Here is a 23,664-nt window from a genome sequence, read left to right on the forward strand (position 1 = left end):
ATTGGCTCACACAATGCAACGATTTTGTTTCATAAGTGAGAATCATCACAGATCGCGAATTTGCTCGTTTTAGGCGTTTCACCAATAACGCCAAGGGCTAGCACGAGATCAAGCCAAATACGCACTTTTTGTTTTGACAAAGGGTTTACAAAGCACACTTTTTCACCCGCTATATTCCGCCCCCCGAATTTATTCAGAACAAGATTCTGATTATTCATATAAGAAATTCATCAACTTATAACGATAAGCCTGAGCAAACTTTGACACTATGAACGACAAAATAAAATTCGCTATTAAAGTATCGCTTAGCCTGACTCTGGCTTATCTGATCCCGTTTGCCATGGGTTGGCCGCAAGCATCGACGGCCGCAACTACTGTAATGCTGATTGCATCGACAGGCAGTCGTCGTGAATCACTCGCCAAAGGTACCTTACGCGTGTTAGGTACATTGGTTGGTGCCGTGGTTGGCTTGTTACTGGTGGGGTTGTTTGCTCAAGACCGCTTGCTGTACATGCTGAGCGTGTCGGTTGTGGTCTCATTCATTTTTTACTTCCGTAATGCCTATCAAAAAGATCCTACGCTACTCATGCTGACCGGTGTGATGACGTTGATGATGTCCAATGGCGGTGACGCAGAAGGTGCGTTCCTTTATGGCGTTGACCGCGCCTATATGACGGTGTTTGGGGTGGTGGTTTACACACTCGTGGGAACTTTCTTATTCCCGACCAAAACAGAACAAAACCTAAGACAGCTCATCGAACAACTCAACCAAGCACAACGCGCGTTGTTCACCGCTATCTTACAAAATTTCGAGCAAAAATCGCCAGGGCAAATCTCTCCTCAAGAAGGCGGAGAAGAAAATCCAGAAGCGGAAGAGCCACAACCTCCTAGCGTGGACACTCTCATAGAACAGATGTTTGCCGCTCAAAATGCGCTCGAACAGCGTTTTGCCACGGTCAGTGTGGAATGCAGTGACGTGTCGGCCTACATGAAAGAGTGGCGCTTGGCAGTTCATTTGAACAAGCAGGTAACGCAACAATTGACCGTCGCGGCGCACAGCCACTTTAGCCACCAGCAAGACCGTGAAAGCATCAGCAACTTTGATCAAGCCGTGGCGGAAATTGACGCGCTATTTGATACCTGCCAACAAGTCTGGGACGAAAAAGAACCCGCTTATCGTGCCCAGGAATTCAAAGTCAAATACAACCAAGCGTTGCTTGAAGACGCAGCTCACCTAGAGAAAGGCTCTGCGCTTACGCTTGGTCACCTATTGGAACTGATGCATCAAAACTTGTCGCGTTTAGCGGAGAGCATTAGCTGTATTGACTCTGTGACGAACAATGTCTCCTTTGACGTGCCACTGCCGAAACCGAAAGGCAAGTTTCTATGGTGGGACGCAGAAAACTTTAAAACCGCGGTCAAAACCTTTGTCACTTATTGGGTTGCTGGACTGATTTGGATTTATTTCAATCCACCAGGCGGCTATTCATTCGTGGTCTTCTCGACCATGTTTATGTCTTTGCTGTCGTTCGTGCCTGTGCACCCAATTTTGTTGCTTGTGCTGTTCACTTTCGGCTTCTTGTTCGCGGTGCCTTCTTACGTCTTCATTCTTCCGCAATTGGATCTCGGGTTAGAACTTGGCCTGTTCATCTTTATCTACACCTTTATCGGCTTTTATCTGTTTAACGGGCCAGTGACGATTTTCTATATGATTGGCTTGTTTGTTCTTGGTTTAGACAACAACATGTTTTATCACTTCGGGATCCTCATGACGATCATGCTGTTGTTCTACATGGTGGTGTTCATGATTATTTTCGCGCACTACTTCCCGTTTAGCTCACGACCAGAACACCTCTTTTTGACCATAAAAGAACGCTACTTCCGACATACCCGAGAGCTGTTCACTACCTATCAACAGCAGTCCAGCTCGGTTATTACGCCGCTCAAACGGGCCTTGCACTTGGTGACGCTCAATGTCTCATCGAAAAAGCTCAAAGTCTGGGGTTCGAAAATCAACCACAAACACTTTGATAAAACCACGCCAGAAGCGATTGGCGCGTTTAGCAAAGCGTGTGATGTACTCAGTAATCACATCAACATCTTAATGGCCGCCGAGAAAAAGTTGATGGCCAATCCGCTGATTACTCAGCTTCGTCAACAACACCGCGACTCCATCATTCCTTTGATGGCAGGCGCTTTAGCCAGCCATCAAGCAACACAAGAACTCGACTCCGTATTCGACCAATACAGTCAGGATTACCAAACATTCGAAGATAAACTGGAAGATTTTTTTAGTGAGTTGGATTTATCTGACTACGCTTATTCAGAGATAGCCGGTTTTTATATCTTGCTGAATTTAAAACGGAACGTGTTCGAAGCAATCAAGCATTGCAAGCAAACCTACGAGGATATCGATTGGGTGAACTTACAACAGAAGCGTTTTTAAAGGTGGGGATATGATGCTTCCAAAACTAACCAAACCAAGCCTCGCCATACTTTCTTTGCTCGGACTCAGTGCGTGTACCACGGTAGGACCAGATTATGTTCATCCAAAGCAGGCGCCACTGCCAAGTGACTGGTCGGTGCAAAAAGCAGCCAAAGATACGCAGCAATCAGAGCAACAGCTACAACAATGGTGGCAGCAATTTAATGACTCAACTCTTAATCAGCTGGTTGAGTTGGCGAGCAAACAAAACCTCGATTTAGAAGCCGCAGGGCTACGAATTGTCCAAGCACGTTCATTGCTTGGTATTTCGACTGGCTTGCAATACCCACAAGTTCAAAGCGTGTCAGGAAACCTAGCGCGTGCCTACGTAAATGATCAGGGCGTGAATAACGCCACTTTGTCGTTTGATGCTGCTTGGGAAATGGATGTTTGGGGCAAGTATGCTCGCGGTATTGAGTCGGCAGAAGCGGGTTACTACGCATCCATCGCATCGTATCACGACATCATGGTCACCATAACCGCCGAAGTGGCGCGCAATTACATCAACTATCGCACATTCCAAGAACGTATTTTGCTGTCTCGCCGCAACATAGAGATTCAAGAGCGTGTCGTACGTATTACTCAGGTGCAGTTCGACTCTGGCAACGTTACAGAATTGGACGTTCAACAAGCTAAAAACCAACTCTACACCACCAAAGCAGCGTTACCGAGCCTCGAAGTGGCAATGAAGCAATCACGTACTGTGTTGGCTTTGCTACTGGGTCTGTTACCAGAAGAAGTAGATCGACTGCTACAGTCGGATGGGATGCACAAGCAAATCGCTGAGTACGAAGCCCAGTTCAAAGCGACGGGCAGAAAATCGGCGCTATCGGGCACCGACGAGCGTTCCATTGTGCCACGTCCACCGCTTTTGGATACATTAGTGGATGCTAACTTAGTGATGCGACGTCCGGATTTGCAAGTCTCTGAGATGCAAGCTCGCGCGCAAAGTGCGCAGATTGGCGTGGCAGAAACCGCTCTGTACCCAAGCTTTTCGTTGTTCGGTTCCATCGGTATCGACAGTACGGTTCCCGATGGCAGCAGTTTCAGTTTTAGCGATTCGCTCACCATGGTGATTGGCCCAACGTTCAGTTGGAACATTTTCCAATACGGACGCGTGAAAAATAACATTCGTTTCGAAGATGCTCGCTTCCAAGAAACGCTGACGAACTACAACAAAAAGGTACTGCAAGCCGTTAATGAAGTCACCAATGCAATCGAAGCATATGACCTGTATTTGCAGCAAAAAGATTTACGCTTGCAATCGGTCAACTCTTCCATTCGTGCGTTCAACATATCCATGACACAGTACGAAAACGGACAAATTTCATTCGAACGTCTGCTTAACTCGGTAGAAAAAATGACCCGCGCAGAAGACAGCTACGCAACGATCAAAGGTAATGTTGCGAACCAAGTTGTCGCGCTCTACAAAGCCCTCGGTGGAGGCTGGCAAACCCAAACAGGCAAACCTTTCATCAGTGAATCGATTGCCACGCAGATGACAGAGCGCACTGACTGGGGAAGTTATTTAAATGAAGAAAACCGCGTATTGCCGCCTTTGCCTATCGAAACACCGACGGAAAACGGCGATAAGAACAAAACGGAGGATCTCTAATGCCTCATGAACTTTCTTGGGGAGACGTTTACTTTTCTCCTACGCTACTCGTGCTCTTTCTCGCCGTCACGGCCACGTGGATAACGGTGATGATATTGAACAAGACACGTTTGTCTCGCTTCATCGCTTTTCCGTCTCTGACGTTTATTGCCATCATGGTCGGTTATGTGGTGGCCATCGACAGCTTTTATATTCAATTTTAGGTGCCAAACAAGATGAAAAAACTATTCGTAATCGCACTCAATCTTGTCATTCTTGGTGGCGCAGCTTGGCTCGGCTATCAAAAGTTTGAGGAATACTTTAATAACCCATGGACACGAGATGGGCAAGTGCGTGCTAACGTCATCAAAGTGGCTCCTCGCGTATCAGGCCCAATTGTAAATGTCGCGGTGCAAGACAACCAAGAAGTAAAAACGGGGGATTTACTGTTTGAAATCGACCCTGCGACTTACCAGGTTGCGTTATCTCAAGCCGAAGTAGCACTGGAGCGCTCCATTGTTAGCTCTCGCGGTAAAAAAATCGAATATGACCGCTTAAAAGACATTCGTGCCAAAGACCGTGGCGCGGTTTCTCACAAGGATCTGATTCGTCGTGAAATCGCTTACGAAGAGTCGCTACTGCAAATCAAATCTGCAGAAGAGCAACTAAAATCAGCACGCCTTAATCTCAGCTTTACCAAAGTTTATGCGACCGTCGATGGTTTTGTATCTAACCTCGATATTAGAAACGGTACGCAAGCGGTCGCAAACCAACCACTGCTCGCACTGATCGACAAAAACAGCTTTTGGGTATTTGGTTTCTTCCGTGAAAACCAACTTGCGCAAATCGAACCTGGCAGCCAAGCGCGTGTCACTTTGATGTCTCACCCAGACACGCCAATTGACGCGACGGTTGACTCGATTGGTTGGGGTATTGCGCCCAAAGACGGCACGGTCGGCTACAACCTTCTTCCAAACGTAAACCCTGTTTTTCAGTGGATTCGCTTAGCACAACGTATTCCGGTGCGAATCTCCCTACAAGAACTTCCTGAAGATGTTGATCTTCGATTCGGGCTTTCTGCGTCCATCATGGTGATGAAAGAGTCATCCGCAGAAAGTGAACAATAACTGAGTGAGAAGAGCCATGGTCATTGGTAAAAACCTCAAAAATATTAATGAAGAAAACAACTTCTTCTATCTAACCTTAGCACTAGTGATTTTGTTGCTAGGGAGTGCGATGGCACAAGTCGTAGGTGAAGGGACGATTGAACACATACTTCAGGCTTTCACGGTTCTGACGTTTATCGTCTGTTTTGCGAGCCTTCGCTTTGACAAAACCTGGTCTCGTTTCCTCTACAGCCTGTTTGGTATTTGGGTTCTTGTGATTGTGATCAAGACCGTTTTCGACATCAGAGAGATGAATGTGGTGATGCTTGCCCTCACCTTTGCGTTCTTTTTCGGCACTTTTAAATCCATCGCAAGACAGATTCTTTTCACCGGCCATGTCAACAGCAACAAAGTCATTGGCTCGGTCGCGCTTTTCTTGCTGCTTGGTCTGATGTGGGCGATTGCCTACCTCATTCTGCTTGAGTTTTCGCCTGAAGCCTTTACCGGTATGGAAGCGATTTCTTGGGGGCAGAACTTCTCCAATGCAGCGTATTTCAGTTTCGTTACCTTAACCACGCTCGGTTATGGCGACATTAGTCCTCTAACACCACTGGCTCAAGTCGTGGTGTATTTAGAGGCCATCACAGGTGTTTTTTATATGGCGATTGTTGTTTCAAGTCTCGTCAGTTCTAACATTGATCATCAGGTAAACAAAAATGGATAAACAATCGGTAAAAATCGACAGTAAGCTTTTCATCAGTAATATGGTGGAATCGGCAATACGCATTGGCTTGATCTTTGTCTTGCTGATGTTTACGTACGACATCATCAAACCCTTCATCCTTCCGGTTATTTGGGGCGCTATTATAGCCGTCGCTTTAATGCCGCTTACCCAAAAATTGCAGCGTGTATATGGTGGTCGTAGAGGCTTGGCAGCCACAACCATTGCTTTACTTGGTATTGCCCTCCTTGTCACGCCACTTGTTATGGTATCAGGCTCCATTGTGGATGGTGCAACGCACGCGCTTGAAGTACTACAAAATGGACAAGTGAAAATACCAGGGCCAAAACCTTCCGTAGCGGATTGGCCTATCGTGGGTGATAAGCTCTACGAAGTGTGGACCCTATTCGCTACTAATCTTGAACAAGCTATTCAAACCTTTATGCCACAAATAAAGGCAGGACTCACATCTTTACTGGGTACACTGGGGGGCGTATTGGGAAGTTTACTGCTTTCAATCTTGTCACTTGCGATTGCAGCAGGTTTCATGACGTACTCTGAATCTGCAGCATCAGGCTTAAGAACCATCGCGATTCGAACCGCTGGTGAAAACGCAAAAAGTTGGACCACGCTTATCGCTGCGACAATTAAAAGCGTACTGCTTGGCGTAGTCGGTGTAGCGGCGATTCAAGCACTGTTGATCGGTGCTGGTTTCTTCGTATTTGGCGTTCCGGCAGCAGGTTTACTCACACTGCTTCTAATGATTTTATGTATCGCTCAGCTCCCGGCGTTGCTCGCAGTGCTACCTGTGATTGGCTTCATGTACATGACCCAAGACACCTCAACAGCAACCATGTTTACTGTTTGGGTCGTAGTTGCGGCTCTTTCTGAAAACCTGTTCAAACCAATGTTAATGGGACGTGGCGTCGACGTGCCAATGCCTGTGATTCTGCTCGGTGCCATCGGTGGTATGCTTTTCTACGGCATCGTTGGTCTGTTCTTAGGTGCCGTTATCCTAGCAATTTGGTATGAGTTATTTGTTTGGTGGTTGAGCATTGAGAAAGCACAACAGCAAGAAGAAATGGCAGAACAACAAGACGCTTCTGATGACCAATCAGAACCTGGACACGGTGCTGGTATTTAATAAATCAATAAGTTAGAAAGAAATTTAATCTATAACTTATGATATCAAACCGCTGCATTTCAGCGGTTTGATTCTATTTGGATCACAGTTTCGTCGTAATAAATGCGATAAAAATGACGTTCTTGTTAAATTTTCATACTTATTACACTTGGGAGTTGCAATCGGGCAATGAACGATGCACTCTCGATGACCACTAATTTGCTTAGGATAAAAACAATGAAATTGATCAAGCCTTTAACTTGTGCGCTTGCTCTCGCAATGAGTGGCATGGCATTCGCAGATGTAACCGTGAGTGTTCCTGACAACGTTTCAGTATTAGCGGCTAACGGTGAAAAAGCAGATCTTTCGGGTGGTTTTTTCGCCTCTGAAAGAACACTGACGTTACCTGATGGCCTTAACCAAGTCGTATTTCGTTTCGCCCCTTACTTCAACCAAGGTAATGACCGTTTAAGTGTTGAAAGCGATGTTATCGTTACACGATTTGACGCGACCAATGCCGAACTCACTCTACAAATGCCAGAATACCGCAACCTACGTGATGCGGAAGAGAAGATCAAAGACTTAGATTGGAAACTGGTTGATGATTCTGGCAACGCAATCGCGGTTGACCAGGACAAGTTGCTCAAACCGGGTATGCAAATCGGTCGTGATTACGTGCGTGAAATCGAAGATTATAACCAAGCTGGCGGTGCAGCAGCCGTGGCTTTTGCTGGCGCAGCAACCATGCAGCCAGTCACGCTTCCTGCAAAGGTTCCTGCGGATATGAAGCAAGTGAGAGCAACTGCGGTTAAAGCGGATTCGACAGCTGAAGAGATGCTGCACTTCTGGTACCAAAAAGCAGACGCAGAAACCAAAGCTCGCTTTAAGAAATATGTTAATCAACAGTAAATCTGGTTAACTTTATCGATATTAAAAAAGCCACTTCACGTGGCTTTTTTGATCAAAAATTAGGAAGCTTGGACAACTTTAGTATTGGCGATCAAGTCATGCAACAATCGTCGCTCCGGATGAAAGAACAACAATGCCAAATTTACCAACGGGATCCCCGGAATGAGCATCTCCAGCAAGTAGCTAATAACAAGCCTTAACCCTGCTGTAACTTTCGTTGCCTTACTATCATTTTTCATTACAACTTTAATACCAATCATGCGCATACCAATGGTTTGCCCATGACTCAATGCATTCCAGTTGATCATTAAAACCGTTGGTAAAGAAAGCAAGTAAAACGCCTGAGTTTCACGAACAAGCGTGAGGTTATCTGCTAAAGAGAGCTGAAAGTCGTTAAGAAAAGAGTTAATACTCAATGCGATGATTAACACGACCACCATCGCAAAGAGCAGGTCGATAAAACCAGCAATGATTCTCTGTTGCTTGCTCGCGATAAAAGCATACATGGACTTCAGTCACCTCAATGTAATTGGTTAAGCGAGAATGACTGAGTGTACAGACGCGCAATGGTGAGCGCAGTTTAGGTATTGCCAACATAATATTCAACTAAGAACATACTAAATCGCGGTCGTATCTCAAAAGTAATCATTACATCTTGAGCATAACCGTATCAATTTAACAAAACGCTACCAGTAACGTTCGTAAATGATATTTCCCCCGGTTTGATGGCGATACTTTTCCAAGCCTAGCTCTTGTAAGACGGGCACGGTATCTTTGATCATTTGTGGATTCCCACACATCATGACAAAGCTACGCTGAGCTGAGAATGGCGCATCAGCGGCGTTGGACAGTAAACCCGATTCGATGAGTTCAGGAATTCGGCCTTGTAATTTACCATCAACCACTTCCCTGCTGACTATCGGTATATACTTTAATCTGCCTTCATATCGTTGCTGAAGCTGTTCAATTAGGTATTTATAAACCAGATCTTTTTCGAAACGAACGGCATGAACCAGCACAATGCGCTCATTGTGAGGCGGTAGGTTTATATCATCCAGCAGCGATAAAAACGGTCCAATCCCCGTACCTGTAGATAGCAGCCACAGGTCATGAGCCTGTTTAGGAATAGAATCATGGGTTAAATCGCCATGTGCAGTGGCACCGACATAAATACTATCACCAGATTTAAGCTTTTGGAGCCGTGGAGAAAGTTGTCCTTGAGGGTCGGCTACTATTAGAAATTCCAACCAATCGAATTGCTCGCTTGGCGCATTAACCACGGAGTAAGCACGGCTGATCGGCTTACCTTCATCATCAAGCAAAGCAAGCTTGGTGAATTGGCCAGCTTTAAAGGAAAGAGGCGCGCCAGATATTCTCAAACTGAACAGCTCACCTGTCCAATCAATGCGTTTCTCAACTCTTGCGAGGTTGAAACCTTTGAGTTCAATCATGAGACACCTCCTATCTGGTTACTCTTAGTTAAACTTACGCCTTCAACTCGATTATGTAAAGTTTCTAGTTTACATAATCAAACCACCATTTCATTTCACATTTTAAAAACAATTTTATTACATATTAAATAATTACATCTAGAATAAATGCTCAAAGTGATAAGTCGCGTCGCAATTTGTGGCAAAGCAGATGAAAAAGGAGCAATAAAAATGGACACACTGTTAAAGGACTTTCCCGTTATCACAGAGATAAAAGTCGCATGGGGTGAAATGGATGCTCTGCAACATGTTAATAACGTGGTCTATTTTCGCTACTTCGAGACGGCGCGTTTAGATTACTTCAACAAAATTAACCTGCTGGTCGACCTGCAGACCTCGCAAATTGGGCCAGTACTGAGCGAGACTCAATGCCGCTACAAATTGCCTGTTACTTACCCAGACACGCTATTAGTCGGTTCTCGCGTAATCGACATGCAAGAAGATCGCATCACAATGGAGTACCAAGTGCTGAGTAAGAAGTGGGGTAAAATTGCGACCATCGCGACCGCCACTGGTGTGATGTTTGATTTTAAGAACAACGTTAAAGCTGCGATTCCAGATCACGTTCGCCAGTCGATTTTAGACTTGGAAGGAACCGTGGGTAGTACGCATCATTTGGAGTAGCAAGAAACGAGAGATTAAAGGCGAGGTTCCCGACAGCGCTTCTTCATCGCTATCGGGAATGATGCTGAGGTACCATTCCAACTTACGCAATAAGAAAACTAGCGTCATTCTAGCGAGCAATAGCGAGACTAAGAATCTACTTGCCGCTTGCTGCAGACCATAGAACCATGAATAAACTCAATACAATCTGAGGGTAAATTCTGAATCACGCTCGTTCCTCTCGGTTCAGAATAACAGTTCGAGTTTGGCTCTGAGCTCTACAAAACCATCTAAAAAAACGATTCCAGACAAACCTAAGTAACCATCCGGAATCTCGCTTTAGACGCATCAGCAGCGCGACTCTTCCAGCCTACGCGATAAGAAAAGCTACGTCATTCTAGCGAGCCAAAGCGAGACTAAGAATCTACTTGCCGCTTGCTGCAGACCATAAAGCCATGAATAAACTCAATACAATCTGAAGGTAGATTCTGATTCACGCTCGTTCCTCGCAGTTCAGAATGACGGTTCGAGTTTGGCTCTGAGCTCTACAAAACCATCTAAAAAAGCGATTCCAGAAGAACCTAAGTGAGTCACTCGGAATCTCGCTTTAGACGTATCAGCAGAGCGACTCTTCCAGCCTACGCGATAAGAAAAGCTGCGTCATTCTAGCGAGACTAAGAATCTACTTGCCGCTTGCTGCAGACCATAGAGCGGTTAGCAGAACGTCTCGATGTACAGCGCTTCCACCTTATCTCTGGCCCATTGCGTTTTGCGCAGGAACTTCAGCGACGATTTGATTGAAGGATCTTTCTTGAAACAGTTCACACGAACGCGCTCATACATGCCATTCCAACCAAAGTGTTCAACTAGTCGGGTGACGATTTTCTCTAAACTCAACCCGTGAAGTGGGTTATTCGGCTGCTGTTGGCTCATGCTATTGATCCGGTAAAGTGAAGTTGCGCGCTAATCTAACTCAAACTCGCCGTGCAACCTAATGTTTTAACCTTGAATTGGCCTACGACTCTCCCCTATAGTAGCCCAAACTTCTTAAAAGCCCTTTTCATTATGAAAGCCCTCAACGACCTCAATATTTTTGTCGAAACCGCGCGCCAAGGCAGCTTTTCAAAAGCCGCTAACAGTATGGACATGACACCTGCCGCCATTAGCGCATCGATTAAGCGTCTTGAAGGGCAAATCGGTTTCCCGTTGTTTGTGCGTTCCACCCGAAGCCTGCGTTTAACCTCAGAGGGCGAACTGTTTTTAGACAAAACCACGCAAGCGTTGGCAACATTGCAAGAGGGGTTGGATCAGATCTCAAGTGCGCGCGGGGAGTTGTCTGGTCAGCTGCACATTACTGCACCCTCCGATTTTGGTCGCAATATGTTGCTCGATTGGGTGGATGAGTTCATCGATCTCTACCCAAATGTTTCCATCAAACTAGAGCTGTCCGATAGCTTGACGGATATGTACACAAAGCCTGTCGATATTGCGATTCGCTACGGCGAGCCGGCCGACTCCAATCTGGTCGTATTGGCATTATGTGGGTCAAACGAACGGATATTATGTGCATCGCCAGAGTACGTAGCTACACATCCAGAACTCGCCTCTCCTGCCGATTTAACGCAACACAACTGCTTGTGCTACATGGTCGCGGATTCGGTCTACAACAAATGGACGCTCACGCGTGGCAGCGAGAAAGAACAAATCGTGGTCAGCGGTAACTTGTTGAGCAACGATAGTGACTTGCCACACCGGTTAGCGATCAAAGGCAAAGGCATTGCGAATAAATCATTGATGGACATTAGCCGAGACTTAATCGAGGGAAGATTGGTGCGAGTGTTACCAGAGTGGGATTGCGGCCCAGTGCCGCTCTACATGGTGTGCGCCGATCGTCGGTTACTAACGCCAACGATTCGGACTTTCCGCGACTTTATCCAACAAAAATGCTGCCAGCAACGCGCCAACGTGCTGGCAACCTTCTGTCATTAGGCGATAAATCGAAGAGGACGAATCTGGGTATATTCAACCCAATCGTTCTCTTCTAATGTTTCAAGAAACGTCGCCATGTGCGGGCTTTGCAAATGCTTATCCAAGGCCTCTTGCGATGCCCAGATTTCTTGGAACATAAATAGGCCTTCAACTTTCTCGTCAAGATACAACTCGTATTGACAACAGCCTTCTTCTTTGCGAGTTGGCTCTAGTAAACCAGAAAGCAAATTCGCCACCTGATCCTTACGGTCTGGATAGGCTTTAACTTCTGCGACTAAGTGGATCATCGTTTTATCACTCTTTTGCGATTTATATATTGATTACAGGGTTCTACGTAACCTGCAAGTAAGCTTGAATTAGATCTCGGTGAATACGGTTTCTGCGTCCCAGCGAGACTTTGGCGTTTTCGCGTTGAAGTCATCTTCCGCGTGGTAGCCAAGCGGCACGATTACAACGCTAGTGTAACCTTTTTCACGCAAGCCAAATTCTTCATCCAGCACTTTTGGATCAAACCCTTCAATTGGCACTGCATCAATTTCTAGCGTCGAAGCACCCAACAGCAACGTACCTACGTTGAGGTAAACTTGTTTCTCCATCCAATGGTTCGCATCTTTCAGATCAAAACGGTGCATGTTTACAAAGTAGCTACGACCACCGCGCACAGCCGCTTTCGCTTCTTCAGTTGGGAATCGGCCATCTTTTTCTTCTTGCACCATTAGCGCTTCAATGTAGTCGTTATCGATGCCTGTTTTTGCACAAAACACCAATACGTGAGAAGCGTTGAGAATCTTCGCCGCGTTAAACGCGTAATTCTCTTGCGCCGCTTTAGCGATGCGCTGTTTGCCTTCTTCTGTGCTTGCCAGAATGAAATGCCAAGGTTGAGAGTTCACGCTCGATGGACTAAAACGAATCAGCTCTTTAACTGCGTCGATTTTTTCTTGAGGTAGCTTGCGCGTTGGGTCAAACACTTTCGTTGAGTAACGAGATTTTGCAGCTTGTACGATATCCATGAGGTTCTCCAATTAATGAATTTAAGCTGTGTAACAGCATAACCTCATGAGATAAAGGGAAAAACCGATTTCGATTAAAAACATTTTCAAAATAAATTTGAAAATAAAACGATAAGAAAGGCTTTGAGCGTTCTCACTGAACTTCTTCATCCTTTCAGCAATAATGCATGTTTGCTCGCAACCAAACTCAACTCATGCTGCCTCAAGATAACGTTATTACATCCTTTCTGTGCAAAAAGCTCGGTCACAATCACCTTCGAATTGCCGGCGAATATTGGCACATTGAGAAGTTGGTGGCCTTGCAATGCATGATGTTGAAAGAAGCGCCTAACCTCCAAGAAGGGCTGCTTTGGTGGAGTAAAAGTGTTTCATTATTCGACCGCCGTTTGTACGTCACATTGCAACATGGTGATGCCCCAATCCATCTGCAGGTAGAATGCAGAACAGCCGATATGCCAAATTGGGCGGAGTCGGTGTTTGGCTTGCTCAAAATGCAGTTGGAAATGCTTGAGCTAAGCGAATCAATACAGGTACAAGTTCACGCCAACAATCCACTCGCGGCCGATATTTTTCTAGAGGAAACGCGAGATTCTAAAACGAGTTCAAGCGTGTTTGAACTGGTGAAACATGTTTATTTACTGCTTTCTCACCAACCCATTGAGCAACCCGAATTGCTGAGTGTTTTGAACGCCTTGTTCATCAAAAACAGCAATTACGCGCTCAAGTTAGAGCAAGCGGCAAGGCAACTGGGCGTCTCCAAACGCACCTTGCAACGTCGACTGCAAGAGAAGCAAATGAGCTACTCTCAATGCGTTGATTTCGCTAAAAGAAAGCAAGCACTCACTTTGCTTGCCGACACCCAACTCACAACGCAGCAAATCGCCTATCAACTTGGTTATGAAGAACCTTCGAACTTTCACCGGACTTTTCGTCGTTGGTATCCGTTTTCACCCATGCAATATCGCCAACAATGTTTGGATAACCGAACTCAACTAAATCAACAACCGATCCGCTTATACTACGCCAAAGCCAATACCTTCGACGATAACCACATCGACCAACCTGTCGGCAAAATCTGGATGGAAGTGGACAATATTGCGTTTGAAAAAGTGGTCTCGGTAGAATGCCGTGACCGTGATGGCGCATGGCGGCGCTACCCCGCCTTCTTCGAGCGTTTTTTAAGTCATGGCACCGAGCTATGGGCAACGACCGAACTTCCGGTAGCGCATCCCCTTACCTTTAGACTGTGTTATGAAGTCGATGGTGAGCGCTACATTGATAACAACCACCAGCGTGATTACGTGGTCTCCAAGGGACTTTTAATTGGCGCAACGGAATACATTGTCCCGACAAAACAACTTATCCAACTCGGTACACAGTACACCTTGTTTGTGGAACTCGCATGTAGATTAAAAGACGTGGCGAAGATCGATGGCTACGTGGGTGATGCGCCAGCTCCGCACACAATGAGCCAAACTCAGAATGCAGAAGATTACACATGCTGGGCGCTACAACTTCCCCTCACCCAAACGGCTAAACAGTGTCGATTTCGACTCTATGATCATTCTGGTAATGAGTTAGCCAAAGACCATTACCCGATTCAATACCCAATTATGCAACCACTCAGTTAAATATGTAGCACAGTTCAAATTCAGCACTTCGTGACATCATTTCACGTCTTTTTTGGCGTGAAATGACACTCTCAATTTCAAACCTTTGATTTATCGTTTCCGCATTGCTGCACAACGGAGACAAAAACCGTGTTTGAAATCTTACCTAACCCTATGAATAAAATAAAAATACTCCCTATAGCGATCGCCCTAGCTCTTTCTGGCTGTGGTAGCGATGAAACTACGCCAACCGATACAGGAAGCCACGTGGCATCTCCTGATTGGCAAGACCAGATCATTTACTTCTTGATGATCGACCGTTTTAACGACGGCGACAACACGCTTAACGATCAAGGTCAGAATGAATACGATCCTACCTCAGACAAGAAATTCAGTGGTGGAGACCTGGTTGGTGTCAGTGACAAACTGGGCTACATCGAAGACCTAGGCGCTACCTCTATCTGGATTACACCGCCAGTGGCAAACCAATGGTGGGATGCAGAGCAAAACTACGGCGGCTACCACGGGTACTGGGCGCGCGATTTTCAAAAAGTGGATGAACACTTTGGTGACATGGAAAGCTACCAAGCGTTAGCACGCGAAGTGCATGCGCGTAACATGTTCTTAATTCAGGACATCGTGACCAACCATGTAGGCAACTTCTTCACCTACGATGATCCTTACAGTTATGATCCAAGCCTACCTTGCCAAGGCTTCCGTTTGATTAAAAATGCGCTACCCGCCGGGCAAGAACTGCCGTACCCACTCAACATGAACGAGTGTAAAACAGACGGCACAGGCAGCTACCACTGGACGCCGACCATCACCGACCACAACGATCCAGTACAAGAAAAAACCTGGCAGCTCTCTGATTTGGATGACCTTAATACGTCCGATCCTGAAGTACGCGCTTATCTAAAAGAGAGCTACCGAAAATGGATTCGCGAAGTCGGCGTCGACGGATTCCGTATCGATACGGTGAAGTTTGTTGAACATGATTTCTGGAATGACTTCCTACACGCCGACGATGGTGTGATGACGCAAGCGGTTGATACCGGTCGTGACAACTTCCTCACTTTTGGTGAAGTCTTCGAAACATCTACGCCTTACCACACAGAAGGCGAAGAGAAGATGCTGACTTACATCGGCGAAAGCGGCTCGCCGGAGCAGTTAACCTCGGTGTTGAACTTCCCATTGCAAGCAACCATGACTCGCGTGTTTGCAGCAGGACAACCGACCGATTACCTACGCTTCCGTCTTGAAAAAATGATGGCGATGTTCCCGAATCCATACATCATACCGAACTTCATTGATAACCACGATATGCCACGTTTTCTATCGCAAGGCAGTGTCAACGATATGAAGCAAGCTCTGATCACAATGATGGCGGTACCGGGCATCCCTGTGATTTACCAAGGTACAGAGCAAGCGATGTCAGCGGCGCGCGATGCGATGTTTGCTGGCGGTTACCGTGAAGACGGCGACTACGTAGATTCATTCGACCAAAACAGCGAGATGTACTTGTTCATCCAAGAGCTTGCTAAGTTACGTACCGAAAACAAAGTCATGACACGCGGCGAAATGAAAGTCATTGGCAGCGATAAAGCTGGTGCAGGTGTGTTCGCCTTTACCCGCACTTTGGATAACGACGAAGTCTTAGTGGTAATGAACACATCTAACTCCCCAATGTTGATGAACCAACTCGATGTAGAGCAAGCGGGCGGCACCGTTTTCCAACAACAAATCATGTCGAACTGGGCAGAAGCTCCAGAACAGTTAATCGCCGATGAAAACGGTCACGTAACCCTTGAGCTACCAGCCAAATCTGCCGTGATTTACTCGAAAACTAACGACATCCAATCGGTAGAGACCCCAGATCTCAACATCCAACTGGCACAGGATTGGGAAGGACAAACCATCACTGATGACATCGTGATTACTGGTACTGCTAACGCAAACGAGAAATTGAACCTTGTCGTGGACGGTAATCTAGAAACCGCACAAGCCATTACCGTAAGTGCTGACGGTCAATTTAGCGTGACTTTATCTACCCGTCACTTTGCAATTGGCGAGCAACAGCACCGCTTCGCGATTTACTCCACTGAGAAAAAAGCGGGCATTGAAGATGTAAACTTTGTGTCGGACTTAAGCTGGTCAAACACGCCAGACGACACTATTGATGACGCAGGCGATGCGCAAGATGGCATGGGCGGTCCTAACGGTAACTACTCGCTACCAACGGATCCAACGTTCGATAAAGATAACAGCCAACTCGCAATCAACAAAGCTGAGGTATTTACCGTTGGCAGTAACGTACGTTTGACCTTCACTATGGACAAAATCACCGACACTTGGTTACCACCAAACGGCTTCGACCACGTGGGTTTCACCATCTTTATGGATTTACCGGAAGAAACGGCAACCAACTTGTCTGAGCTACCGAAGATCAACGCTTCTATGCCAAGCGGAACCTGGAGTCGCAATGCGGTTGTTTTTGGCTGGCAAAGCTCGATTTACAACACCAAAGGAGCAAATGCGACGACATGGGGAGAAGCCGTAACGCCAGCACCAACAGTGACAGTAGACAAAGCCAACAACACCATTTCAATGGACTTTGCTAGCGATGCACTAGGCCGCCCAGATTCGCTCGATGGTATCCGCTTCTATGTCACGACTTGGGACTTAGACGGCCTTTCGGCAACTTACCGTCCGCTAGAGCAAGACAAAGGCCCTTGGAACTTCTCCGGTGGCGCATCGGATGAAAGTAAGATTTGGGACGATTTACCAATCATCACCTTGTCGGAATAAACCGTTAAATAAGACACCGCCCAGCGTTATAGCAGGGCGGCCATCAACAAAAAAATGCAGAAAGACACTTCTGCTCGTTTTTATTCTAGTTAAAGAACGATTTCACCCACAGCACCAGACTGTCCCAAAGCTGAGCGAACCACGAGCCCTCTTCTACCGCTTGGCTGCTGACCAAGGGATAACTCGCCACGGTACTGTCATCGCTTTTCCAAACGACCTTACCAATCTCATCTCCTTGCGCGATCGGCGCAATCAACGGTTCATTTAACACCACACTCTTATCAAGCCCAGCCGTCATTGAACGAGGCAGAGTGAGATAGGCATCTTTAGCAAAGATCGCCTCAATTTGATTAGCATTTCCCTTCCAAACGCGAACTTTAGACTCAACTTCCCCCTGTTTAGCAACTTGCTTGGTGTCATAAAAGCGAAAACCATAGCTGAGTAGATTCTTCGATTGGCTGATCCTAGCCTGTTTACTTGGCGTACCCATCACCACCGAGATAAGGCGCATTCTTCCTTCTTTGGCCGAGCTCACCAAGCTGTATCCGGCATTGCTGGTGTAGCCGGTTTTGCCCCCGTCGACATCAATGGAATTGTCCCATAACAACTTATTGCGGTTGTACTGCGTAATGTCGTTCCACTTGAAGACTTTCTCGCTGTATAGCGCATACACATCAGGAACATCGCTGATGATCGACTGCATGAGTTTTGCCATATCGGTTGGTGAGGTTTGGATGCCATCACTATCAAGACCATGGGAGTTCACAAAATAGGTGTCTTGCAGTCCTAATTTCTCCGCCCAACCATTCATCAAGGCGACAAAGCCGCGTTCACTGCCTGCAACGTGCTCAGCCAGTGCAACGCACGCGTCATTTCCTGATTGGATGATCACGCCGCGCATTAAGTTCGCAACACTAATTTCATCTTTCGGTTTGATGAACATTTTAGAAGAACCGGGAAACTTGGCCGACCACGCGTTTTCGCTCACGGTGACAACATCATCCCATTTCAAACGCCCCGCTTTGATTTCTTGTCCAACTACATAAGCGGTCATCAACTTGGTTAAACTCGCCGGAGCAAGGCCTGCTCGCCCGTTATGCTCGGCAATAATGGCACCGGATTGAAAGTCCATTAATACGTAACCTTTTGCCTGTAACTGAGGTGGGTTGGGCGTAACAACGGCAAAAGTAGGTACGCTCATTAAACAAGTCACAATTGTCCATCGAGCCAGTGACACTTTCATCCGACTTCCTCCATGCTCTTACTTTGTCGCAACTCTATTGAGCATAGCTCACTCAACCAGTTGCACCAGTCGCTAATCGTTTCATTTTCTTGAACTTACATTGATTTGACCAAGGTATAGAACTGAAGAGGCAATTGGGAAATAGCGTTGGTTCTTCGCGCCATTCGCAGTAAAGTAGCGCTACCCCTCAATAAGGAAATAAAGATAACAATGAACGCTCAATCATTTATCGACGCAGGATTGCATTACACTCCCCACAGTTTTACCGTTCCTCTGGATTACCAAGACGCAAGCAAAGGCACCATTAGAGTCTTCGCCCGTTCGGTTTGCCTAGTTGGCGATGAAGAATCGACCAAACCTTGGTTGGTTTACTTTCAGGGCGGGCCTGGCTTTCCCTCTCCACGTCAAAACGGCAATAATGGCTGGGTAAAACGCGCCCTGCAAGAGTACCGAGTTTTGCTTCTCGACCAGCGCGGTACGGGCAACAGCAGCGTAATTAATCACCAGACGCTTGCTCACCTCACGCCAGAGCAACAAGCAGACTACTTGAGCCACTTCCGAGCGGATAACATCGTGCGCGACGCGGAATACATTCGTGAGCAATTTGGCGTCGAAAAATGGGCGATCTTAGGTCAAAGCTTTGGTGGGTTTTGCTCCCTCACCTATTTGTCTTTGTTCCCAGACAGCTTGCTACAAAGCTACATCACAGGTGGCGTGCCATCAGTCTCGCGTCATGCCGACGATGTGTATGAAGCCACCTTCAAACGCACCATGGAGAAAAACCAAGCGTTCTTCCAACAATTTCCAAGTGCGCAACAACTTTGCCAAAACATTGCGAATCACTTGCTGGAAAATGAAGAGTACCTACCAAATGGTCAACGCTTCACGGTGGAACAATTTCAACAAATCGGCATCAATTTTGGTGTGAGTGATACTTTCTTGCCAACTTACTATTGGCTAGAAAGCGCGTTGATTGAAGTGAACGGCAAACCACAACTTCGCTATGAGTTCTTGAACGATATGTTGGCGCAGCAAAACTTCCAAACCAACCCGATCTACGCCATTTTGCATGAATCGATTTACTGCCAAGGCTTTGCGTCGAGTTGGAGTGCGCACCGTGTTCGCCAAACCCGACCAGAGTTTAATTATGAACTTGGCCAGCCATTTTACTTTACGGGGGAAATGGTCTTCCCGTGGATGTTCGACCAATACGTCAACCTTAAACCACTAAAAGACGCCGCAGAAATATTGGCCGCGAAAGACGATTGGGCTGCGCTGTACGATCAAAATCAACTGGCTCAAAATAAAGTGCCTGTCAGTTGCGCCGTTTACGCCGATGATATGTTTGTTGAAATGGATATCAGCCGAGAGACGCTCGCGTTAATCCCAAATTCAAAAGCGTGGATCACCAACGAGTACGAGCACAACGGTTTGCGTGCCGACGGTGAACGCATTCTCGACAGGCTCATTGCCATGGGTAAACAGACCGCAGCTGCGTTGAAATAAGCAGGACAGACGTTAGAAATACGCCTTTTTAGTATTTGATGAAAAGGCGTTTATAGCGGTTTATGAACAATGGCGATCAGTCATTCACTCTTTGTCCCTAAACCTTTATCCCTCACCACCTCATGTATAAAACTGCGACATGTCCTTTCCTTGTCAATGACTCCGGTGATTACTTGGTGCTTCTTGCGCCTAACTTTTTTGAAGGGCCCAAAACAGCATAAATTTAAACCAAAAGTATCGGCTCCAACCTACCTAACCCACTATAATTAATGCTTATAATTTGAACACATAGCGGCTTCACCTGCGGACATGCTCCCCCTATCAAAGACCGCCAGGCCCCGCCTACTCATAATATCCGTATAATTTGTCCGTATTTCCGACTAGTTTAGTCAGGTATACTTCGTGCCGCTAAAATTTTAAGGTCGTTGACCACCTGTATTTTTAAAGGAAACCTCATGAGTCAGTATGTAGTTTGTGCGCTGTACAAGTTTGTTGAGCTGAATAACTATCAAGAGCTACGCGAGCCATTACTTGCGTTGATGGAAAAACACCATATTCGCGGAACATTACTACTGGCAAGTGAAGGTATCAACGGTACTGTTGCATCTGATCGTGCAGGTATTGATACGCTACTGGAGTGGCTAAACAACGAACCTCGTTTGACTGGCACCGTATACAAAGAGTCGTATTCTGAGACCCAGCCATTCAATCGCACCAAAGTGAAACTGAAAAAAGAGATCGTAACATTAGGTGTTGAAGGTATAGACCCTCGCCACGTGGTGGGTACTTACGTGAAACCTCAAGAGTGGAACGATCTTATTGCTGATCCTGAAGTGTTTGTTGTCGATACACGTAATGATTACGAAATCGAGATCGGGACATTCAAAGGCGCTGTAAACCCAAATACTGAAACCTTTCGTGAATTCCCAGACTATGTAAAAGAAAACATGGACCCGGCAAAACACAAGAAAGTTGCGATGTTCTGTACCGGTGGTATCCGCTGCGAAAAATCAACGGCTTACATGAAAGAACAGGGCTTTGATGAGGTCTACCACCTAGAAGGCGGCATTCTTAAATATCTTGAAGAAGTTCCTCAAGAAGAGAGCATGTGGGAAGGCGATTGTTACGTATTTGACGGTCGTGTTGCAGTGAACCACCAGCTAGAAAAAGCAGATTACGATTTATGTAACGCTTGTCGTCTACCGATCACTGAAGAAGACAAACAGTCAGAATTGTTCGAGCAAGGCGTGAGCTGTCCAAAATGTCACGGCACACACTCAGAAGAACAAATTGCTCGATTCCGCGAGCGTGAAAAACAAGTTGTTCTTGCAGAGCAGCGAGGCGAGCAGCATGTTGGTGGTGAAAGTGCCAAGCAAAGAGAAGCCCGACGTGCCGCTAAGTACGCGCAAAAAGAAGCGCAGCGTAAACAAGACTAAGCCCAACTCTCCTTATATTTAGCGAGCTGCCGTAAGGTGGCTCGCTTTTACTACGCAACAATACTCTTTCAATACAATTTTGTATCCCTCACCAATACCTCTAGTTGATTGTCTCTTTTGCCTTCGGGTAGCCCCACCATTTCATCATAAGCACTTTGATGCACTAAGACCTGCTTATTTGCTTTGATATTCCTGCACTTCTTTTGCATCTCGATCAGGGAATGAGCCCTCAAAAAGATACCGTTGTCATCAGTGATAAATTGCGCTTCTCCATCAATCACAACAGATGCCTGGTACAATGCGAGATCAAGCGAATGAATGACCAATTTGTCTACATAGAAGTATTTTTGTAACTTACTCAATGGTATTGCCATGTGTCACCTCCCTGAAAGTTACCTCTACGTTTTGTAGAATAAAACCGATCATTGGATGAGATTTCTTCGGTTTACTTGCGTACAACATCGGAAACAAAGAGGATTCCGATGCAAACAATCAATGTCGTGTGGTTAAAGCGAGATTTAAGGCTGACTGACCATCAACCACTAACTCAAGCATTATCAACAAAGCACCCAACTGTGCTTTTGTATATTGTTGAACCATTGCTATTGAACAACCCACACTATTCTGAGCGCCACTGGCGATTTGTTTGGCAATCACTGCAAGACATGGATGAAACGCTCAAAGCGTATGGGCATCGAATCACGGTGCTGTTTGACGATGCCTTAGCATGTTTCCAATCAATTCAAGCGCAATATCAAATCAACGCTGTTTTTTCTCACCAAGAAATAGGACTCAACTGCACCTTTGAACGAGACCGACAAGTTGCCGCTTGGCTGTATGAGCAGAACATCGACTGGTTTGAATTCGAACACGGTGCTGTAATCAGAGGTGCAATAAACCGGCAAGGTTGGGACAAACATTGGGACTCTGTCATGAGAGCCTCAATAAGCCCTATTGAGCTCCAAACCGACTTATTGCATTCATTGGATGCAGAAGCTCTCGGCTGTTCGTTTTCGCCACCATCATCCTGGCTATCAAAATGCAAAGGAATGCAAACGGGAGGAAGCCGGCTCGCTTGGAAAACACTAGAGGACTTTTTCCATCGTCGAGGTCGTGATTACTATCGAAGCATTTCTAGTCCCACAGCCTCACGCACAGCCTGTACTCGACTTTCTCCATATCTCGCTTGGGGTAACATATCCTTGCGTGAAGTTTATCAATACCTTTTGAAACACTGGCAAGTCGCTGGGTTTCGTCGCAGCTTAATTGCATTGTCTTCACGGCTTCATTGGCACTGTCACTTCATCCAAAAATTCGAATCGGAATACGACATGGAGTTTTACTGCGTTAATCGGGCTTACGAACCATTGATTAAACAAAGTAGTACTTTCGATGAAGAAAAGTTAGCAGCATGGAAATCCGGGCATACTGGCGTACCTTTGATTGATGCCTGCATGCGCTGTTTGCACCACACTGGTTACATTAACTTTCGCATGCGTGCCATGCTGGTTAGCTTTCTTACTCACCACATGAACATGAATTGGCGAGTAGGTGTAACGCATTTAGCGCAACTGTTTCTCGACTTTGAGCCCGGAATTCATTACCCACAATTCCAAATGCAAGCAGGAGTAACCGGGACTAACACAATCCGTATTTATAATCCGATCAAGCAAGCCCAAGAACATGATCCTGACGGCACGTTCATCTACAAGTGGGTACCTGAATTGCAAATGGTTCCTCCCCCTCTTTTATTCGAGCCTTGGACAATGACCCAGATGGAAGCTGTCATGTATCAGTTGCAGCCAGATAGCCGTTACCTTGCACCTATTATCACACCAGACAACGCAGCTAAGGCAGCAAGAGAGCGCTTATGGACGTGGCGGAAACGAGCCGATGTGAAACAAGAAGGCAGACGAATTCTTGCGCGACATGTTAGACCCTCAAAAGAAAGTAGGACGCGATGATCATCTCTCAATCACAATGCGTACAAATGCAAACACACTCCAGGGAACCCGTTGTACCCTCAACTAG

The 23,664-nt window shown here is 46.3% G+C and carries 21 protein-coding genes; 14 read left to right on the forward strand and 7 right to left on the reverse strand.

Annotation, left to right across the window (positions count from 1 at the left end; genetic code table 11):
• Positions 1 to 268 precede the first annotated feature (268 nt).
• The 7 genes from R7035_RS03205 to R7035_RS03235 all read left to right on the forward strand — a co-directional run bounded on the left by R7035_RS03205 (position 269) and on the right by R7035_RS03235 (position 7,938).
• The gene (locus R7035_RS03205) at positions 269 to 2,446 is read left to right on the forward strand and encodes an FUSC family protein (RefSeq protein WP_262651689.1); all 2,178 of its coding nucleotides are present in this window, start codon (positions 269 to 271) and stop codon (positions 2,444 to 2,446) included.
• 10 nt (positions 2,447 to 2,456) lie between these two features.
• A complete protein-coding gene (locus R7035_RS03210; RefSeq protein WP_054730103.1) occupies positions 2,457 to 4,100 on the forward strand; it encodes a TolC family protein in 1,644 nt (547 codons plus the stop codon).
• A complete protein-coding gene (locus R7035_RS03215) occupies positions 4,100 to 4,303 on the forward strand; it encodes a DUF1656 domain-containing protein (protein WP_005374946.1) in 204 nt (67 codons plus the stop codon). Before R7035_RS03210 ends, R7035_RS03215 begins: the two co-directional genes overlap by 1 nt.
• A gap of 12 nt (positions 4,304 to 4,315) precedes the next feature.
• A complete protein-coding gene (locus R7035_RS03220) occupies positions 4,316 to 5,206 on the forward strand; it encodes an HlyD family secretion protein (protein WP_033906681.1) in 891 nt (296 codons plus the stop codon).
• A gap of 16 nt (positions 5,207 to 5,222) precedes the next feature.
• On the forward strand, positions 5,223 to 5,909 hold the full coding sequence (locus R7035_RS03225; protein ID WP_005374942.1) for a potassium channel family protein: 687 nt from the start codon (positions 5,223 to 5,225) through the stop codon (positions 5,907 to 5,909).
• A complete protein-coding gene (locus R7035_RS03230; RefSeq protein ID WP_005386936.1) occupies positions 5,902 to 7,050 on the forward strand; it encodes an AI-2E family transporter in 1,149 nt (382 codons plus the stop codon). Before R7035_RS03225 ends, R7035_RS03230 begins: the two co-directional genes overlap by 8 nt.
• Positions 7,051 to 7,266: 216 nt before the next feature.
• Entirely contained in the window at positions 7,267 to 7,938 is a 672-nt protein-coding gene (locus R7035_RS03235; RefSeq protein ID WP_017634411.1) for a DUF2057 domain-containing protein, read from the forward strand.
• 59 nt (positions 7,939 to 7,997) lie between these two features.
• On the opposite strand, the gene R7035_RS03240 is transcribed toward R7035_RS03235, so the two are convergent.
• The gene (locus tag R7035_RS03240; protein WP_005374936.1) at positions 7,998 to 8,444 is read right to left on the reverse strand and encodes an RDD family protein; all 447 of its coding nucleotides are present in this window, start codon (positions 8,442 to 8,444) and stop codon (positions 7,998 to 8,000) included.
• Between the two features lie 180 nt (positions 8,445 to 8,624).
• Entirely contained in the window at positions 8,625 to 9,389 is a 765-nt protein-coding gene (locus tag R7035_RS03245) for a ferredoxin--NADP reductase (RefSeq protein WP_062730902.1), read from the reverse strand.
• Between the two features lie 210 nt (positions 9,390 to 9,599).
• Between R7035_RS03245 and R7035_RS03250 the strand changes: the two genes are divergently transcribed.
• Positions 9,600 to 10,052 carry an acyl-CoA thioesterase gene (locus tag R7035_RS03250; RefSeq protein WP_005374933.1) on the forward strand — a complete coding sequence of 151 codons (453 nt, stop codon included), beginning with the start codon at positions 9,600 to 9,602 and terminating at the stop codon, positions 10,050 to 10,052.
• A gap of 693 nt (positions 10,053 to 10,745) precedes the next feature.
• Here the strand turns inward: R7035_RS03250 and R7035_RS03255 are convergent.
• Complete coding sequence (locus R7035_RS03255) at positions 10,746 to 10,964, reverse strand: VF530 family DNA-binding protein (RefSeq protein WP_005374929.1); 219 nt, start codon at positions 10,962 to 10,964, stop codon at positions 10,746 to 10,748.
• Positions 10,965 to 11,096: 132 nt separating this feature from the next.
• Here R7035_RS03255 and R7035_RS03260 point away from each other — a divergent pair, with 132 nt between their 5' ends.
• Positions 11,097 to 12,020 carry a LysR family transcriptional regulator gene (locus R7035_RS03260; RefSeq protein ID WP_005374928.1) on the forward strand — a complete coding sequence of 308 codons (924 nt, stop codon included), beginning with the start codon at positions 11,097 to 11,099 and terminating at the stop codon, positions 12,018 to 12,020.
• On the opposite strand, the gene R7035_RS03265 is transcribed toward R7035_RS03260, so the two are convergent.
• A complete protein-coding gene (locus tag R7035_RS03265) occupies positions 12,017 to 12,307 on the reverse strand; it encodes a putative quinol monooxygenase (RefSeq protein WP_017820150.1) in 291 nt (96 codons plus the stop codon). The genes R7035_RS03260 and R7035_RS03265 overlap by 4 nt on opposite strands.
• Before the next feature lie 69 nt (positions 12,308 to 12,376).
• Positions 12,377 to 13,030 carry an oxygen-insensitive NAD(P)H-dependent nitroreductase NfsB gene (locus tag R7035_RS03270; RefSeq protein ID WP_005374924.1) on the reverse strand — a complete coding sequence of 218 codons (654 nt, stop codon included), beginning with the start codon at positions 13,028 to 13,030 and terminating at the stop codon, positions 12,377 to 12,379.
• 167 nt (positions 13,031 to 13,197) lie between these two features.
• Here R7035_RS03270 and R7035_RS03275 point away from each other — a divergent pair, with 167 nt between their 5' ends.
• Together R7035_RS03275 and R7035_RS03280 are read left to right on the forward strand one after the other, a co-directional pair.
• Positions 13,198 to 14,661 carry a helix-turn-helix transcriptional regulator gene (locus tag R7035_RS03275; RefSeq protein WP_262651686.1) on the forward strand — a complete coding sequence of 488 codons (1,464 nt, stop codon included), beginning with the start codon at positions 13,198 to 13,200 and terminating at the stop codon, positions 14,659 to 14,661.
• A 129-nt stretch (positions 14,662 to 14,790) separates the two neighbouring features.
• A complete protein-coding gene (locus R7035_RS03280; RefSeq protein ID WP_262651684.1) occupies positions 14,791 to 17,448 on the forward strand; it encodes an alpha-amylase family glycosyl hydrolase in 2,658 nt (885 codons plus the stop codon).
• A gap of 85 nt (positions 17,449 to 17,533) precedes the next feature.
• Here the strand turns inward: R7035_RS03280 and R7035_RS03285 are convergent, their stop codons facing one another.
• On the reverse strand, positions 17,534 to 18,691 hold the full coding sequence (locus R7035_RS03285) for a D-alanyl-D-alanine carboxypeptidase family protein (protein ID WP_186585074.1): 1,158 nt from the start codon (positions 18,689 to 18,691) through the stop codon (positions 17,534 to 17,536).
• A 210-nt stretch (positions 18,692 to 18,901) separates the two neighbouring features.
• On the opposite strand from R7035_RS03285, the gene R7035_RS03290 reads away from it, so the two are divergent.
• Entirely contained in the window at positions 18,902 to 20,197 is a 1,296-nt protein-coding gene (locus R7035_RS03290) for an alpha/beta fold hydrolase (RefSeq protein ID WP_186585073.1), read from the forward strand.
• 455 nt (positions 20,198 to 20,652) lie between these two features.
• Positions 20,653 to 21,633 carry a rhodanese-related sulfurtransferase gene (locus tag R7035_RS03295; RefSeq protein WP_005374899.1) on the forward strand — a complete coding sequence of 327 codons (981 nt, stop codon included), beginning with the start codon at positions 20,653 to 20,655 and terminating at the stop codon, positions 21,631 to 21,633.
• A 68-nt stretch (positions 21,634 to 21,701) separates the two neighbouring features.
• Here R7035_RS03295 and R7035_RS03300 read toward each other — a convergent pair whose 3' ends face one another.
• On the reverse strand, positions 21,702 to 22,007 hold the full coding sequence (locus tag R7035_RS03300) for a DUF6482 family protein (protein WP_005374898.1): 306 nt from the start codon (positions 22,005 to 22,007) through the stop codon (positions 21,702 to 21,704).
• Between the two features lie 108 nt (positions 22,008 to 22,115).
• Here R7035_RS03300 and R7035_RS03305 point away from each other — a divergent pair, with 108 nt between their 5' ends.
• A complete protein-coding gene (locus tag R7035_RS03305) occupies positions 22,116 to 23,597 on the forward strand; it encodes a cryptochrome/deoxyribodipyrimidine photo-lyase family protein (protein ID WP_017820144.1) in 1,482 nt (493 codons plus the stop codon).
• Positions 23,598 to 23,664 lie beyond the last annotated feature (67 nt).

It is taken from the genome of Vibrio sp. 1731 (genome assembly GCF_033339955.1).
GTDB classification, from domain to species: domain Bacteria; phylum Pseudomonadota; class Gammaproteobacteria; order Enterobacterales; family Vibrionaceae; genus Vibrio; species Vibrio alginolyticus.

Excerpts from the sequence above, each read along its gene's own strand:
- R7035_RS03205 (WP_262651689.1), top strand. The coding sequence starts at position 269 with ATGAACGACAAAATAAAATTCGCTATTAAAGTATCGCTTAGCCTGACT.
- R7035_RS03210 (WP_054730103.1), top strand. The coding sequence starts at position 2,457 with ATGATGCTTCCAAAACTAACCAAACCAAGCCTCGCCATACTTTCTTTG.
- R7035_RS03215 (WP_005374946.1), top strand. The coding sequence starts at position 4,100 with ATGCCTCATGAACTTTCTTGGGGAGACGTTTACTTTTCTCCTACGCTA.
- R7035_RS03220 (WP_033906681.1), top strand. The coding sequence starts at position 4,316 with ATGAAAAAACTATTCGTAATCGCACTCAATCTTGTCATTCTTGGTGGC.
- R7035_RS03225 (WP_005374942.1), top strand. The coding sequence starts at position 5,223 with ATGGTCATTGGTAAAAACCTCAAAAATATTAATGAAGAAAACAACTTC.
- R7035_RS03230 (WP_005386936.1), top strand. The coding sequence starts at position 5,902 with ATGGATAAACAATCGGTAAAAATCGACAGTAAGCTTTTCATCAGTAAT.
- R7035_RS03235 (WP_017634411.1), top strand. The coding sequence starts at position 7,267 with ATGAAATTGATCAAGCCTTTAACTTGTGCGCTTGCTCTCGCAATGAGT.
- R7035_RS03240 (WP_005374936.1), bottom strand. The coding sequence starts at position 8,444 with ATGTATGCTTTTATCGCGAGCAAGCAACAGAGAATCATTGCTGGTTTT.
- R7035_RS03245 (WP_062730902.1), bottom strand. The coding sequence starts at position 9,389 with ATGATTGAACTCAAAGGTTTCAACCTCGCAAGAGTTGAGAAACGCATT.
- R7035_RS03250 (WP_005374933.1), top strand. The coding sequence starts at position 9,600 with ATGGACACACTGTTAAAGGACTTTCCCGTTATCACAGAGATAAAAGTC.
- R7035_RS03255 (WP_005374929.1), bottom strand. The coding sequence starts at position 10,964 with ATGAGCCAACAGCAGCCGAATAACCCACTTCACGGGTTGAGTTTAGAG.
- R7035_RS03260 (WP_005374928.1), top strand. The coding sequence starts at position 11,097 with ATGAAAGCCCTCAACGACCTCAATATTTTTGTCGAAACCGCGCGCCAA.
- R7035_RS03265 (WP_017820150.1), bottom strand. The coding sequence starts at position 12,307 with ATGATCCACTTAGTCGCAGAAGTTAAAGCCTATCCAGACCGTAAGGAT.
- R7035_RS03270 (WP_005374924.1), bottom strand. The coding sequence starts at position 13,030 with ATGGATATCGTACAAGCTGCAAAATCTCGTTACTCAACGAAAGTGTTT.
- R7035_RS03275 (WP_262651686.1), top strand. The coding sequence starts at position 13,198 with ATGTTTGCTCGCAACCAAACTCAACTCATGCTGCCTCAAGATAACGTT.
- R7035_RS03285 (WP_186585074.1), bottom strand. The coding sequence starts at position 18,691 with ATGAAAGTGTCACTGGCTCGATGGACAATTGTGACTTGTTTAATGAGC.
- R7035_RS03290 (WP_186585073.1), top strand. The coding sequence starts at position 18,902 with ATGAACGCTCAATCATTTATCGACGCAGGATTGCATTACACTCCCCAC.
- R7035_RS03295 (WP_005374899.1), top strand. The coding sequence starts at position 20,653 with ATGAGTCAGTATGTAGTTTGTGCGCTGTACAAGTTTGTTGAGCTGAAT.
- R7035_RS03300 (WP_005374898.1), bottom strand. The coding sequence starts at position 22,007 with ATGGCAATACCATTGAGTAAGTTACAAAAATACTTCTATGTAGACAAA.
- R7035_RS03305 (WP_017820144.1), top strand. The coding sequence starts at position 22,116 with ATGCAAACAATCAATGTCGTGTGGTTAAAGCGAGATTTAAGGCTGACT.